We start from the raw sequence: 13,821 nt of genomic DNA, 5'->3' as shown, positions 1-13,821 counted from the left end.
TACAAGCATTTCGAGTTTAAATCATGTTTATTATTCGGTTGTAAACTGAATGATTGCGAATAACTTCATCCTAGATTCAATATCATTTGTCCATTAAGACAATTCACAACACCATTAATGTAATCTTCAATGCTCTGGATTTTTAGTACAAACGGTTTCTTGCTACATTCTTTCCCATAAAATAAATCCCAATTGCTATAAAAGGCAGGCTCAACAATTGACCCATATTCAATAGCATTCCCTCTTCAAATTCTACTTGATTGATTTTGACAAACTCAATTAAAATGCGCATTGTAAAAATTAAAGTTATTGCCAGACCAAACAAAAATCCATTTCCTAGCGTAATGTTTTTCGTTTTGTAAATAGCAAAAACAATCCCGAAAATGAGCAGATACGCAATGGCTTCATAAAGTTGGGCTGGATGTCTAGGAACACTATCAATCTTACCAAAAATAAAGGCCCAAGGCAAGGTTGTGGGGTTGCCTATCATTTCTGAGTTCATTAAGTTGGCAAGCCTAATAAATGCTGCTCCTAATGGTGCAACAATAGCTATTAAATCTAGTATTTTCAGGTATTTTATTTCGTATTTTTTTGAATATAAAAAAAGTGAAACAATCAACCCAACCGTTCCACCATGACTGGCTAAACCTGCATAACCACTAAATTTATATCCTCCGTTTATCGTTTTTTGAATGGGTAAAAAGATTTCTAATACGTTTTTTGAATAATAGTCAAAATCATAAAACAAACAATGTCCCAATCTTGCTCCAGCAAAAATTCCTATAATTCCATAAAGAAACAATGCTTCATGAGCGCTATCCTTTAAGTTTTCTCTTCTATAAATTACTTTAAGAATGTACATGCATAAAAGCAAGCCACTGGCAAATAAAAGCCCGTAATATTTTAAGGGGAAACCAAAAATATTTATTATGTCGGAATCAAAATCCCAATTGATGTATAGTGTTGTCATCTTGTTCTGTGTTTATTTTAATCTAGTAAAATTGTTGGATCAAAAACTTCTTTTCTATTTTTTAAAATTGTGTCAAACTCTAAATTAATCGAATTCTCATAATATTCTTCTTCAGTATTATAAATTTCCAAAATCTTAGCTTTAATTTCTGCATCAGGTTTTTCCAAATACCTCTCACACAAACATAATGCTAATTCACGTTTTGCCGATTCAAATTCCCATTGGTTTGAGATTGAATTATTTTCATCAATTTCTTTTTGTCCATTACCAAAACTCATGTATTCAACTTTACAATTTCTGAAAGTTATAGTTTTAGTTTCGTCTTTTTTGCAAGAAATAATCGTGAAAAAGATTATTAAAAAAATAATTCTATTCATAACTATTTGTGTTTAATGATTAGCGGTGAAGTTCCGCTAATAAAGTGGATTTAGAATACATTAAGTCCAATATTTAGATATAACATACAAAAGAAACTAGATGCTAAAATCCTTATGATTGGATCTTGATAAAGCAAAATTTGAAGTATTAAGTTCTTAATTTGGATAGTTTAAGCATTGCGTTATTTATCTCTTTCTTTTATACTTACTTTAATTTCTAAAATTCTTTTCCTTGTTAATTCTTCTAAACAAGTTGAATAGATGAGTGGTTTTATACTTCCGCCTTCATATTGTGAAGATTCAAATTTACAGCTTGAATCTCTAAATTTAACCCAATCCTTTTCAGCTTGAATCAATAGTAATTTTTCACTTTGATTAAGTATTGAAATTAATTGCTTGTACACTTTATTGAGTTCGGCATCAGCTTTTCTGTATTTAGCATCTGCTGCTTTATTCATTTCTAATTGCGTTTGCGCAAATGAATTAGTAGAAAAGCATAGCGCAACTAGAACGATTAAATAATATTTCTGTTTCATTTTGATTTTTATTTGATTACTATCCAACAGCTCATTACTGCTAACTTGTACTTATTTGAAACATACCTAAATCTAGATTCATTTTCGATGGTCTGTTTCGATTTTCCTTGTTCAAATATAAACAAATTTCTTACGGCTAGATAGAGTATACTGTTAAATCGATATATGGCTTTAGCAAAACTCTATTTCAATTACTCCTGTAAATCCTTGACGGACAATTTTTTTACAAAACATTTGTTTATTTCAAATTTTACTCTACATTTGTAGAGCAATGTTTCAAACTGTAGAATATGAAAAACCGCAATTACTATTTTATCATCCTTATAAGCCTCTACATCAGCCTAGCAAGTTGCAGTATCAATCAAACTAAAAACGGTTACAAAACCGGGAAATGGGTAGAAAGCAAGGAGTTTATGAAAATTGAATCTAGTGCTATCGGTCGTTACCGTAAAGGGAACAAAACCGGAACGTGGAAGCACTTCTTAGGGGAAAGATTAGTATCGCAAGAAAAATTTAAAAAGAACAGTTGCCATGTGATTAAATACCACAACACTGGAAGAATTCAGCAAATAGGATTTTCAAAAAAATACCTAATCGACTCAAAAGAAGAATGGCTGCCCACCGGATATTGGGAATTTTATGACTCAGAAGGAGTTTTACTAGGCACCAAAATCTACGAAAAAGGAATACCCGTTCAAGAAACATACACCAATTAAAAAACACACATGCAACAGCTCACCAACGCCGAAGAACAACTCATGGAACACCTTTGGCAACTCGAAAAAGCCTTCATGAAAGATTTACTCGAAGCTTATCCAGAGCCAAAACCTGCTACCACAACGGTTGCTACTTTGCTAAAACGCATGATTGACAAGCAATTTGTAGCCTACCGCGAATATGGAAACTCAAGAGAATATTATCCTTTGGTCAAAAAAACCGACTATTTCTCGAAACACGTTAACGGATTGATTAGTAATTTTTTCAACAATTCGGCATCACAATTTGCTTCTTTCTTTACCAAAGAAACCAATTTGTCACAAACGGAACTGGAAGAACTCAAGAAAATAATTGACAGTGAAATTCTAAAAAAGAAAAAATGACCGACTTTCTAATCAAATCGACCCTTAGCCTTGTGGTGCTTTTAGGAGTGTATCACTTACTGCTAGAAAAGGAAAAAATGCACCATTTCAATAGGTTTTACTTGTTGTTTGCTTTAGTTTTCTCGCTGGTGATTCCGTTTATAACTATTGAAGTTGTTCAAGAAATTGCACAACCCACAGTAACACCCGGAAATATCCAAATCTTACCAGCAACTGCCGTTGTAGTGGAAGAGACAAACTATGTAGCAATAGCGCTTTGGGGTTTGTATGGTTTAGTCACTCTTGTTTTGGGGTTTAGATTCATGCGCAATGTGGTGCAGATTTCAAAAAAAATGAAGTCCAATACTCCCATTGCCTACCAGAATGCTCAATTGGTTTTGGTTCCCGAAAAAACGCTACCGCACACGTTCTTAAACACCATTTTCATCAACGAATCAGAATACAACAACCGTCAAGTTGAAGCCGAATTGTACACACACGAGCTTACGCATGTGACTCAAAAACACACTTTGGATATTTTGTTTATCGAAGTATTGAAAACCGTTTTTTGGTTCAACCCCGTTTTTATTTTTTACAAAAAAGCCATACAACTCAACCACGAATTTCTCGCCGATGAGAAAGTTGTGCACTCTTATAACAATGTTCCGTTTTACCAATCTTTGTTGCTTTCAAAGGCAAACGCGAACCCAACTTTTTACTTGACCAGTAATTTGAACTATTTAATAACTAAAAAACGATTACTTATGATGACTAAAACCACATCAAACTCAAAATCAATTGCGAAGAAAATCATTTTGATACCTGTTCTATCTGGACTATTTTTCTTGTTTTGTTTCAAAACTATTGCTCAAGTAAAAAACATTGCACAAGTTACCACCAAAACTAAACTTATAGCAACAAACGATTCCAAAAAAGATGAATACTACGCAGGAGTAAGAGTGGTCATTCATGATCTTGTAAAAAACAAGGAAATTGACACCAAATATGAAGATCTAAGTGAAGAGTACAAGAAAAGAGCTTTATTCTATGTGCCAACTGCTCGCGAAAAAAAATCACCAACAACTCAAGAACTAGAAAACTTTAAAGATCCTAAAAAATACGCCATTTGGATAGATGATGTTCACCAAACGAATAAATCACTAAACAATTTTAAACCTAGTGAAATTGCTTTTTTTCAAGGTAGCAGCGTTTATAAAAATGCAAGAAGCAAGAAATTCCCTCAGCCTTACCAATATAATTTTTACACACATAATTATTTCGATAAAAATTTAAAAAACTCGCACAAAAAATTCAGTGGAGAAAAATTAGAAGTTACAATTTGTAAAGATAAAAATACAAGACCAATCAGAACTAAATAGTAGACAAGAACATAGACTAAAAAAACTAAACTTCTATCTCCTTTCTGGATAAACCTTTATACTTATTTCTTTAGCAAAGAAACCAATTTGTTGCAAAAAGAACTGGAAGAACTCAAGAAAATAATTGACAGTGAAATTCTAAAAAAGAAAAAATGACCGACTTTCTAATCAAATCGACCCTCAGCCTCGTGGTGCTTTTAGGAGTGTATCACTTACTGTTAGAAAAGGAAAAAATGCACCGTTTCAATAGGTTTTACTTGTTGTTTGCTTTGGTTTTTTCGATGGTGATTCCGTTTATAACTATTGAGGTTGTTCAAGAAATTGCACAACCTGCAGTAACACCCGGAAATATTCAAATGCTACCAGCAACTACGGTTGTAGTGGACGAGACAAACTATTTTGCCATAGCACTTTGGAGTTTGTATGGGTTTGTCACAGTCGTTTTGGGGTTTCGATTCATGTGTAATGTGATGCAGATTTCAAAAAAAATGAAGTCCACTACAGCCATTGCATACCAGAATGCTCAATTGGTTTTGGTTCCCGAAAAAACCTTACCGCACACGTTTTTGAATACCATTTTCATCAACGAATCAGAATACAACAACCGTCAAGTTGAAGCCGAATTGTACACACACGAGCTTACGCATGTGACTCAAAAACACACTTTGGATATTTTGTTTATCGAAGTATTGAAAACCGTTTTTTGGTTTAACCCTATTTTTATTTTTTACAAAAAAGCCATTCAACTCAACCACGAATTTCTCGCCGATGAGAAAGTTGTGCACTCTTATAACAATGTTCCGTTTTACCAATCTTTGTTGCTTTCAAAGGCAAACGCGAACCCAACTTTTTACTTGACCAGTAATTTGAACTATTTAATAACTAAAAAACGATTACTTATGATGACTAAAACCACATCAAACTCAAAATCAATTGCGAAGAAAATCATTTTGATACCTGTTCTATCTGGACTATTTTTCTTGTTTTGTTTCAAAACTATTGCTCAAGTAAAAAACATTGCACAAGTTACCACCAAAACTAAACTTATAGCAACAAACGATTCCAAAAAAGATGAATACTACGCAGGAGTAAGAGTGGTCATTCATGATCTTGTAAAAAACAAGGAAATTGACACCAAATATGAAGATCTAAGTGAAGAGTACAAGAAAAGAGCTTTATTCTATGTGCCAACTGCTCGCGAAAAAAAATCACCAACAACTCAAGAACTAGAAAACTTTAAAGATCCTAAAAAATACGCCATTTGGATAGATGATGTTCACCAAACGAATAAATCACTAAACAATTTTAAACCTAGTGAAATTGCTTTTTTTCAAGGTAGCAGCGTTTATAAAAATGCAAGAAGCAAGAAATTCCCTCAGCCTTACCAATATAATTTTTACACACATAATTATTTCGATAAAAATTTAAAAAACTCGCACAAAAAATTCAGTGGAGAAAAATTAGAAGTTACAATTTGTAAAGATAAAAATACAAGACCAATCAGAACTAAATAGTAGACAAGAACATAGACTAAAAAAACTAAACTTCTATCTCCTTTCTGGATAAACCTTTATACTTATTTCTTTAGCAAAGAAACCAATTTGTTGCAAAAAGAACTGGAAGAACTCAAGAAAATAATTGACAGTGAAATTCTAAAAAAGAAAAAATGACCGACTTTCTAATCAAATCGACCCTCAGCCTCGTGGTGCTTTTAGGAGTGTATCACTTACTGTTAGAAAAGGAAAAAATGCACCGTTTCAATAGGTTTTACTTGTTGTTTGCTTTGGTTTTTTCGATGGTGATTCCGTTTATAACTATTGAGGTTGTTCAAGAAATTGCACAACCTGCAGTAACACCCGGAAATATTCAAATGCTACCAGCAACTACGGTTGTAGTGGACGAGACAAACTATTTTGCCATAGCACTTTGGAGTTTGTATGGGTTTGTCACAGTCGTTTTGGGGTTTCGATTCATGTGTAATGTGATGCAGATTTCAAAAAAAATGAAGTCCACTACAGCCATTGCATACCAGAATGCTCAATTGGTTTTGGTTCCCGAAAAAACCTTACCGCACACGTTTTTGAATACCATTTTCATCAACGAATCAGAATACAACAACCGTCAAGTTGAAGCCGAATTGTACACACACGAGCTTACGCATGTGACTCAAAAACACACTTTGGATATTTTGTTTATCGAAGTATTGAAAACCGTTTTTTGGTTTAACCCTATTTTTATTTTTTACAAAAAAGCCATTCAACTCAACCACGAATTTCTCGCCGATGAGAAAGTTGTGCACTCTTATAACAATGTTCCGTTTTACCAATCCCTGTTGCTCTCAAAGGCAAACGCGAACCCAACTTTTTACTTGGCCAGTAATTTGAACTATTTAATAACTAAAAAACGATTACTTATGATGACTAAAACCACATCAAACTCAAAATCAATTGCAAAGAAAATGATTTTGATTCCGATATTTACTGGACTTGTAAATTTAATGTGTATACAAACAATCGCACAAACCAGCACAAACAACAACGCTACCGTACAGTCTGAAATTAAAAAAAGAGACGTTTATTACAAAGGAGTTCGATTGATTGTAAAGGATGATACGAAAAAAGTACTATTAGACAAAAAATATGAAGCACTAACTCCAAATGAAAAGCGTTTCTATATTAGCAATGTTCCACCAGAAACTTCAATGAAAAAACCAACACAAAAAGAATTTGACAGTTGGACCAAAGATTCTAAGTTTTCAGGACTATTTAAAGGAAAAAAATTGAATAATATTGATTTAAAAAAACATAGTATACAAGAAATTGCTGGTTATATAAGATTCTACAAACCATCAATGAACGGTAAACCTTACGATATTGACCTCAATCATTATGCCCTATTCACCAACTCTGAACGTGAAATGATCACAAAAAAAAGTAGAAAAAGTATTTCTTTTAAAGTGATCGAAAAAACAATAAAAGCAGGAACATTTTCAAATCCAATTTTGATTAAAGAGGTGCAAAGAAATATATAATTGATAGTGAAATTCTAAAAAAGAAAAAATGACCGACTTTCTAATCAAATCAACCCTCAGCCTTATGGTGCTTTTAGGAGTGCATCATTTTCTGCTAGAAAAGGAAAAAATGTACCGTTTCAATAGGTTTTACTTGTTGTTCGCTTTGGTTTTTTCGATGGTGATTCCGTTTATAACTATTGAAGTTATTCAGGAAATTGCACAACCTGCAGTTACAGCTGGAAATATCCAAATCTTACCAGTTACCGCCGTTGTAGTAGAAGAAACAAACTATTTAGCAATAGCGCTTTGGGGTTTGTATGGGTTGGTCACTCTTGTTTTGGGGTTTAGATTCATGCGCAATGTGGTGCAGATTTCAAAAAAAATGAAATCAAATACAGCCATCGCATACCAGAATGCTCAATTGGTTTTGGTTCCTGAAAAAACGCTACCGCACACGTTCTTGAATACCATTTTCATCAACGAAACGGAATACAACAACCGCGAAGTTGAGGCCGAATTGTACACCCACGAGCTTACGCATGTGACTCAAAAACATACTTTGGATATTTTATTTATCGAAGTATTGAAAACTGTTTTTTGGTTCAACCCTATTTTTATTTTTTACAAAAAAGCCATTCAACTTAACCACGAATTTCTTGCCGATGAGAAAGTTGTGCACTCTTATAACAATGTTCCGTTTTACCAATCCCTGTTGCTCTCAAAGGCAAACGCGAACCCAACTTTTTACTTGGCCAGTAATTTGAACTATTTAATAACTAAAAAACGATTACTCATGATGACTAAAACCACATCAAAAAGAAAAGCCATTGCCAAGCAAGCCTTGCTTTTGCCTGCGATAACAGCGCTACTATTTTCATTATGTACCAAGGTTGTGGCTCAGCAAACAGCTACGAAACAAAATGCGCAACCCAACAAAGTGGAAAGTTTGTTTAAAACCTATTACAACAAAACCACTTTTAAGGTCAAAGATGAAAAGGGAAAAATTACTGCCGAAAAAAAGTACAACGACTTAACTCCTGCCGAAAAAAGAGCTATCCCATCGATTTTATCAAAAGAAGAAAGACTCCCAACCAACGAGGAACTTTTAACCAAATTAAGCAAAGGCGCTCCTGAAACTATGGAAATTGATCCGTTCAGCCTTGAAAATAAGATTGTAAAAAAAGGAGAAAACGACCTCTATAACACCTCAGAAATACTGGAAAAACCAGATTTTCCTGGCGGTATGAACAGTTTTTACAAATTCGTAGGTAACAATTACAAAACTCCTGAACAACCCAATTTAAAAGGGAAAATTTACATCACTTTTATCATTGAAAAAGACGGTAGTATTAGTGACGTAAAAAACATTCGCGATATTGGCTTCGGTACAGGTGACGAGGCAATACGCGTAATGAACTTATGCCCAAAATGGATTCCGGGTAAAGTAGATGGCGCGCCAGTGAGAGTGCTATACAGTTTACCAATAACTATACAATCAGCTAAATCCTAATTAAAAACAAATCCGCTTCAAGCCTAGACCTGAAGCGGATTTGTTTTTTATAAATGTTGTTGGCTTTTGATGTTGAAATCCTTTATAACACGAAATTGTTAAGGCGATTTTATTTTAATGTCTTTTGTTCCTTACCAAGAGGAATATGTAATGGGATAATTTTGTATTTCCTCTGCAATATTTTCCGAAATAGAACCTATCTGCTTAGGAATTTGAGGAGTTATGTCGTAAGAAGGTTTCATTGATAGCATCATTTGATACTATCAAAAGTAACTTATTTAAATTCCTTTAAAAACTGAGGTTACTAACTTTCTGAACGGTAATTGTGTTTTGAGTTAAAGTTATATTCATTTTTTTATCTTGCTCCTATCGTCCTGGCATAACAGATGGTTTGGACCTGAATTGAACTCTGTTTTCCGATTTGAACTCGAGCGATAGCGAAGATGAAGTAAATTATCTCAAATACAAAAACAACTTTCCATTAAGCCAAATGCTCAAATTGTTTTAGCGTGTGTTGGCAGTAGTTGTTATACTTAAATTTAATTTCTTTTAGTTGTTAAGAACAAAATTAATTAAGATAATAAAATGTATATTATTCCAATGAATGAAAAAATTATCGTCCACGCTAAACCTTCGTTCATATCAAGTTTATTATTCTTGTATTCAGGGTGCAATATCCAGTACCATTGATAAAAAAGAATTGTTTTTGTGGATAAAAAACCTAGGATGGAGACAATTGAGAATTTTAAATAGACTTCGTGAAAATATTTATTTATAGTTACTTTTCTGCTTAAGAAAGACGTTATAAGAGTAGCAGTCATTATTGGTATAAATTCAAACAAAAAACCAATTCTATGATATTTAAATTGCTCTACATAAGTTCTTAATAAATACTCAACAGCTAAAAAAAATATGTAAGCAAAAATTAGTTTATTTCTCATGTTTATACGTGCTTGCTTTACAATTCTAACTAACTTTTTAATATTGTTATGTAAATCAAATATTTACAAAAATATTTTTTTCTTATTTATTCCTTACATTTTTCCACTTTTCCGTCGTTAGCTTACGGGGTCAGGGCGGGAGTCTACGGGGAATTACTGCTAAAGTTTTGGCACTACAGCAGGTTTCGGACTAAATTAAGCCCTTTTCTACGGATTTACCAAATCATCACAAATACAAAACCATTTTTCCATTAAGCCTGATTCCCGACTATTTCTAACTAGCTGTTATGGGCTGGTTATTTTTGTCGAAATTATAATTTAAAAGCAAACTTTCCACGTTTCCGTTTTCAAGTTTTAATCAACTTGCTTTTTTTATAGATTTGCCTAACTTTTTTTCCGTACGCTTTAGTTTTTTCTATAGCTTTTAATTTTGTCATTTTTCTATTTACTTTAAATACCCAAATAGTTGGTGTTTGTAAAGTCAATATATTTTTATCATAAGTATATAATCCAGCAATTATTTTGGGCTCTTCCATTCCATCGCTCTCAATATGTTCGACTAAAACATAATTATTATCTTGATTTAATTGAAGAGTGAAAATTTGTCCAATACAACCTAAACCATCTTCACAGTAATCTGAAAACCATCTATGCTCAAATTTACCAATTGGCTTGTTTTGTGCACTTGCAGTGATACAAAAAAATAAAAAAAATATTATTGATTTCAATATGTTTGTTTTAGGTTAGTTATTATCCAACGCTTTGTTCTGCTAAGAAAATTAAACTTCACGTTTTTGTTTTTAAAATCGTTATCTTGAACTAGAATTACTTGCTTGATTTCGGTGCAACTGCCCTATAACGTCCCGTTACTAAAGCTGGTTTGGGCCTAAATTAAACTCTATTTTCGGATTATCACTAATATTCCAAATACAAAACCAATTTCAAATTAAGCCTAAAACCCACATTGCTTGTAGTGTGTTGGTGGCAATTTTTATTTTTCCGTGTAGTGATTCCAAGTTGCTTTTGTTATATCTGCAATTATTTTTTCAGTATTTTCTTTTGTTTCTGTTATGTTTTTCAAGTAAACTGAAATAATTAAATGTTTTCCGTTTGGAAGTTTTACAATTCCAACATCGTTCATTGCAGCTCTCAAATTATTTTCATTAGTTCCAGAAATTCCTGTTCGGTGTGCTAATTCGGTTCCATCGGGAAGTCCTGCTTTCATCCAAGTACTTCCTCTCGAACATTCTACCATAATTTGATGCAAATAGTTTGTTGATTTCTTTTTGAGGATTTTTCCTTTATAAAATTTTTCAAGTAGTTCTGTTGTAGCTAATGGCGTTGTTGTGTTTATATAAAGATTTTCCCAAGTTCGCATTTCCTGTTCATTTACTTTTATTGTAAAATCTTTTATTCCTTGATTATTGATAAATTTTTGAACCGCTTCTGTTCCACCAATCAGGTCTAAAAGAATATCACAACCATTGTTGTCACTATGTGAAACGGTATATTTCAATAATTGGTCTACTGTCAAATACATATTTCCGTTGGGAAACTCGTCTCGTATTGGGCTCCAAGTATTTTCGTGCAAATCTTGTTTTTTTATAAAAATTTTCTGTGTTAAAGTAAGTTTTTCTTTGTCTACCAAGTTTAAAGTTGCCAAAGCAATATGAAATTTGAAAACACTCATCAACGGTGCATTCAACTTTCCGTTGATGCTCAACGTATCTTTGTCTTCAATACTTTTGATGGAAACTCCAATGGTTGCATTTTTTGTGGAGATAATTTTGTTCAGTTCTTCCCGAAGTTCATTTGTATTTTGAGCAAATAGTTGAACCGAAAATAGGGAAAGACAGAGTAGGAATATTATTTTCTTCATAATAAAATTATTATTTTAACCATTTTGCTATGGTGTTGATAAATATTTGTTGTTGATCAACAAATAAATAATGTGAACAGTTTTCAATGATTTTAAAGTTTTGTTTATTTACTATTTTCTTTATATCATTCAATTGTTTTTCTGAAAATACGCCGTCTTCTTGTCCATAAATTGCAAATAACTTTACTTGTTTTTTCAGGTTTTTTAAAATTGGCTTTGTGTCTATATTATTTTTGCTTTCATTCTTGTAGAATAAAATAGGTGCATTGTCATTTCTGATGTTGTTTTTACCAAATTCACTTAGTTCATAATTTTCACGAATTTGATTTGCTTCTTTTGTTGGAAATGGCATTTTGAAATAATTGTTTTGGCTTGCAATTTCGTAACATTGTTTTCTGTATTCAGCGGAATTTTTTGGAAGCTTCTCAATTTCAGAAATTTTAGAAAGCATTAAATTATCTTTTTTTTCTGTATAATTTTCTTTAGTGGTTTTTAAAATATGGTCATACGTTTCTTGTTGTGAAAACAAAGCACCTGCCAAAATTAGCGAATTTACTTTTTCAGGATTTTGCTCCGTAAAAAGCGTTCCAACTAAACCACCAAAACTGTGAGCAATAATAGTTGCTTTTTTGATGTTGTAGTTTTTATAAAGTTCAATCAAATCTTTAATCGCTTCTTGATAAGTAAATGTCGCAGTATTATCAATGGAACGACCTTCGCCACGCCTGTCATAAACAATTACATAAAACCCTTTTTCGGCTAATTTTTGGGCAGTTGTTCCTTCAAAAAGTGTCGAATTTCCTCTCGGTCCCCCGTGAATAAATAGGATTGCAGGATTTCCACTTTGTCCATACGTTTTTGAGTAAATAGTGTGATTTGTTTGTGTATTTGCAATGAATGAGATTATACTGCAAAACAGCAATAGTGTTTTTTGCATTGAAGCGATTTATTTCAAAAGTTTACTTTCTTTAACTATTTTTCTAATTTCCTGCTCAAAATAATAAGCAATTTCAAAGTTTTCATGGGCTTGATTTTCCATTACAATTATACTTGTTTTGGTCATTGGGTAATATAGATTTACGGCAGTAAACCCTTCGGCTGGATGAAATCCTGTATGTCCAATTTCGTAGATGTCGGCTTTATCATTAATTCGCAAACCATAACCGTAACCAATAGGATTTTTGCCAAAAAGAGTATGAGTGTTAGTAATAGAATAATTGGTCATCAGTTTGTAAGTAGCTGTTTTTAATAACTTTCCATTATACAAACACTCATTCCATTTAGCTAAATCTGGTGCGGTAACAATCAAATGACTTCCCCAATACTGGTCAGGTGTAAAGCTAATTTTTTCAAATTGCGTTATTGTTCCCTCTTTTTTTATAAGGTGCCCTTTGGTCAAAAAATTACTATTGGTTTCGTTAGGATAATAGCTGTTGTTCATTTTACATTTCTTAAATAGTGCCGTTACTAAGGTTTCGAAACTTTTTCCACTTTGCTTTTCCAAAACCATTCCAGCCACATAATAACCAATATTTGAATAGTTGAATGCAGTACCTGGCTTAGATTTTAAAGGCTTGTCTAAGCTTTCGCTGTACAAACCCGAAGTGTTGTTAAGCAATTGATGAACAGAAACGGTGTCTGCCCAAGAATATTTTAAATCGGGTAAATATTTACGAATAGGAGTCTGCAAATCAATTGTTCCTTTTTCAACTTCTTGTAAGATAAGCGTAGCCGTAAATTGTTTTGCTATCGACATTGTAGAGAATTTGTCGTCGATTTTCAGAGGTATTTTTTTGTTTAAATTAGCAAATCCGTATGCTTTAGCATATTTAAATTCTCCGTTTTGTTGAATATAAACTACTCCGTTAAAACTTCTAGGAATTTTAGTTGTTAGTAAACTATCAATTTTTGTGGAGTAGTTGTCTTTTTGTTGTGCTGATAAATTGCAACTTGCAAATAAAATTGTTGTTGCAAGTATTATTAGTCTAAAAAATTGTTCCATTTAGGTTCTGAAAATTATTAAATATTTGTTCGTTTATTTGTGTTTTGAGGTTACGTCGGTTCGTAAAATTGCCGCCAACTTGCATATAAGCAAAACAAACCTTCGTATACACAACCAAACATGTGCAGATAATCA

The 13,821-nt window shown here is 32.6% G+C and carries 13 protein-coding genes; 6 read left to right on the top strand and 7 right to left on the bottom strand.

What is annotated here, in order from left to right; translation table 11 throughout:
* Positions 1–142: 142 nt before the first annotated feature.
* The 3 genes from lgt to K5V07_RS01935 all read right to left on the bottom strand — a co-directional run bounded on the left by lgt (position 143) and on the right by K5V07_RS01935 (position 1,883).
* A complete protein-coding gene (lgt, locus tag K5V07_RS01945) occupies positions 143–970 on the bottom strand; it encodes a prolipoprotein diacylglyceryl transferase (protein WP_221916129.1) in 828 nt (275 codons plus the stop codon).
* Positions 971–987: 17 nt separating this feature from the next.
* Positions 988–1,347 carry a hypothetical protein gene (locus K5V07_RS01940; RefSeq protein WP_221916128.1) on the bottom strand — a complete coding sequence of 120 codons (360 nt, stop codon included), beginning with the start codon at positions 1,345–1,347 and terminating at the stop codon, positions 988–990.
* 182 nt (positions 1,348–1,529) lie between these two features.
* A complete protein-coding gene (locus K5V07_RS01935; RefSeq protein ID WP_221916127.1) occupies positions 1,530–1,883 on the bottom strand; it encodes a lysozyme inhibitor LprI family protein in 354 nt (117 codons plus the stop codon).
* Between the two features lie 290 nt (positions 1,884–2,173).
* Here K5V07_RS01935 and K5V07_RS01930 point away from each other — a divergent pair, with 290 nt between their 5' ends.
* The 6 genes from K5V07_RS01930 to K5V07_RS01905 all read left to right on the top strand — a co-directional run bounded on the left by K5V07_RS01930 (position 2,174) and on the right by K5V07_RS01905 (position 8,864).
* Entirely contained in the window at positions 2,174–2,599 is a 426-nt protein-coding gene (locus K5V07_RS01930) for a hypothetical protein (RefSeq protein WP_221916126.1), read from the top strand.
* A 9-nt stretch (positions 2,600–2,608) separates the two neighbouring features.
* Positions 2,609–2,983 carry a BlaI/MecI/CopY family transcriptional regulator gene (locus K5V07_RS01925; protein WP_086455077.1) on the top strand — a complete coding sequence of 125 codons (375 nt, stop codon included), beginning with the start codon at positions 2,609–2,611 and terminating at the stop codon, positions 2,981–2,983.
* Entirely contained in the window at positions 2,980–4,341 is a 1,362-nt protein-coding gene (locus tag K5V07_RS01920) for a M56 family metallopeptidase (protein WP_221916125.1), read from the top strand. The genes K5V07_RS01925 and K5V07_RS01920 overlap by 4 nt, the downstream gene beginning before the upstream one ends.
* Before the next feature lie 152 nt (positions 4,342–4,493).
* Entirely contained in the window at positions 4,494–5,855 is a 1,362-nt protein-coding gene (locus K5V07_RS01915) for a M56 family metallopeptidase (protein WP_221916124.1), read from the top strand.
* A 152-nt stretch (positions 5,856–6,007) separates the two neighbouring features.
* Positions 6,008–7,372 carry a M56 family metallopeptidase gene (locus K5V07_RS01910; protein ID WP_255577457.1) on the top strand — a complete coding sequence of 455 codons (1,365 nt, stop codon included), beginning with the start codon at positions 6,008–6,010 and terminating at the stop codon, positions 7,370–7,372.
* Between the two features lie 28 nt (positions 7,373–7,400).
* Positions 7,401–8,864, top strand: coding sequence for a M56 family metallopeptidase (locus tag K5V07_RS01905; RefSeq protein WP_221916123.1), 1,464 nt, complete (start codon positions 7,401–7,403; stop codon positions 8,862–8,864).
* Positions 8,865–10,152: 1,288 nt separating this feature from the next.
* Here K5V07_RS01905 and K5V07_RS01900 read toward each other — a convergent pair.
* The 4 genes from K5V07_RS01900 to K5V07_RS01885 all read right to left on the bottom strand — a co-directional run bounded on the left by K5V07_RS01900 (position 10,153) and on the right by K5V07_RS01885 (position 13,686).
* Positions 10,153–10,533, bottom strand: coding sequence for a hypothetical protein (locus K5V07_RS01900; RefSeq protein ID WP_221916122.1), 381 nt, complete (start codon positions 10,531–10,533; stop codon positions 10,153–10,155).
* Between the two features lie 263 nt (positions 10,534–10,796).
* Positions 10,797–11,684 carry a class A beta-lactamase, subclass A2 gene (gene bla, locus K5V07_RS01895; RefSeq protein ID WP_221916121.1) on the bottom strand — a complete coding sequence of 296 codons (888 nt, stop codon included), beginning with the start codon at positions 11,682–11,684 and terminating at the stop codon, positions 10,797–10,799.
* 10 nt (positions 11,685–11,694) lie between these two features.
* Positions 11,695–12,621: an alpha/beta fold hydrolase gene (locus tag K5V07_RS01890; RefSeq protein WP_221916120.1), complete on the bottom strand. Its 927-nt coding sequence runs from the start codon at positions 12,619–12,621 to the stop codon at positions 11,695–11,697.
* 9 nt (positions 12,622–12,630) lie between these two features.
* Positions 12,631–13,686, bottom strand: a complete 1,056-nt coding sequence (locus tag K5V07_RS01885; protein WP_221916119.1) for a serine hydrolase — start codon at positions 13,684–13,686, stop codon at positions 12,631–12,633.
* Positions 13,687–13,821: the final 135 nt, after the last annotated feature.

Origin of the sequence: Flavobacterium sp. CHNK8 (genome assembly GCF_019774515.1) — a bacterium.
Classification (GTDB): Bacteria; Bacteroidota; Bacteroidia; order Flavobacteriales; family Flavobacteriaceae; genus Flavobacterium; species Flavobacterium tiangeerense.
The sequence above is the reverse complement of the archived record's forward strand: the minus strand, read 5'-3'. Positions and strand labels throughout refer to the sequence as shown.

What these genes read in the sequence shown, in the direction of transcription:
- K5V07_RS01885 (WP_221916119.1), bottom strand. Translation starts at nt 13,686, where the DNA reads ATGGAACAATTTTTTAGACTAATAATACTTGCAACAACAATTTTATTT.
- K5V07_RS01935 (WP_221916127.1), bottom strand. Translation starts at nt 1,883, where the DNA reads ATGAAACAGAAATATTATTTAATCGTTCTAGTTGCGCTATGCTTTTCT.
- bla (WP_221916121.1), bottom strand. Translation starts at nt 11,684, where the DNA reads ATGAAGAAAATAATATTCCTACTCTGTCTTTCCCTATTTTCGGTTCAA.
- K5V07_RS01890 (WP_221916120.1), bottom strand. Translation starts at nt 12,621, where the DNA reads ATGCAAAAAACACTATTGCTGTTTTGCAGTATAATCTCATTCATTGCA.
- K5V07_RS01910 (WP_255577457.1), top strand. Translation starts at nt 6,008, where the DNA reads ATGACCGACTTTCTAATCAAATCGACCCTCAGCCTCGTGGTGCTTTTA.
- K5V07_RS01925 (WP_086455077.1), top strand. Translation starts at nt 2,609, where the DNA reads ATGCAACAGCTCACCAACGCCGAAGAACAACTCATGGAACACCTTTGG.
- K5V07_RS01940 (WP_221916128.1), bottom strand. Translation starts at nt 1,347, where the DNA reads ATGAATAGAATTATTTTTTTAATAATCTTTTTCACGATTATTTCTTGC.
- K5V07_RS01905 (WP_221916123.1), top strand. Translation starts at nt 7,401, where the DNA reads ATGACCGACTTTCTAATCAAATCAACCCTCAGCCTTATGGTGCTTTTA.
- K5V07_RS01930 (WP_221916126.1), top strand. Translation starts at nt 2,174, where the DNA reads ATGAAAAACCGCAATTACTATTTTATCATCCTTATAAGCCTCTACATC.
- K5V07_RS01920 (WP_221916125.1), top strand. Translation starts at nt 2,980, where the DNA reads ATGACCGACTTTCTAATCAAATCGACCCTTAGCCTTGTGGTGCTTTTA.
- lgt (WP_221916129.1), bottom strand. Translation starts at nt 970, where the DNA reads ATGACAACACTATACATCAATTGGGATTTTGATTCCGACATAATAAAT.
- K5V07_RS01915 (WP_221916124.1), top strand. Translation starts at nt 4,494, where the DNA reads ATGACCGACTTTCTAATCAAATCGACCCTCAGCCTCGTGGTGCTTTTA.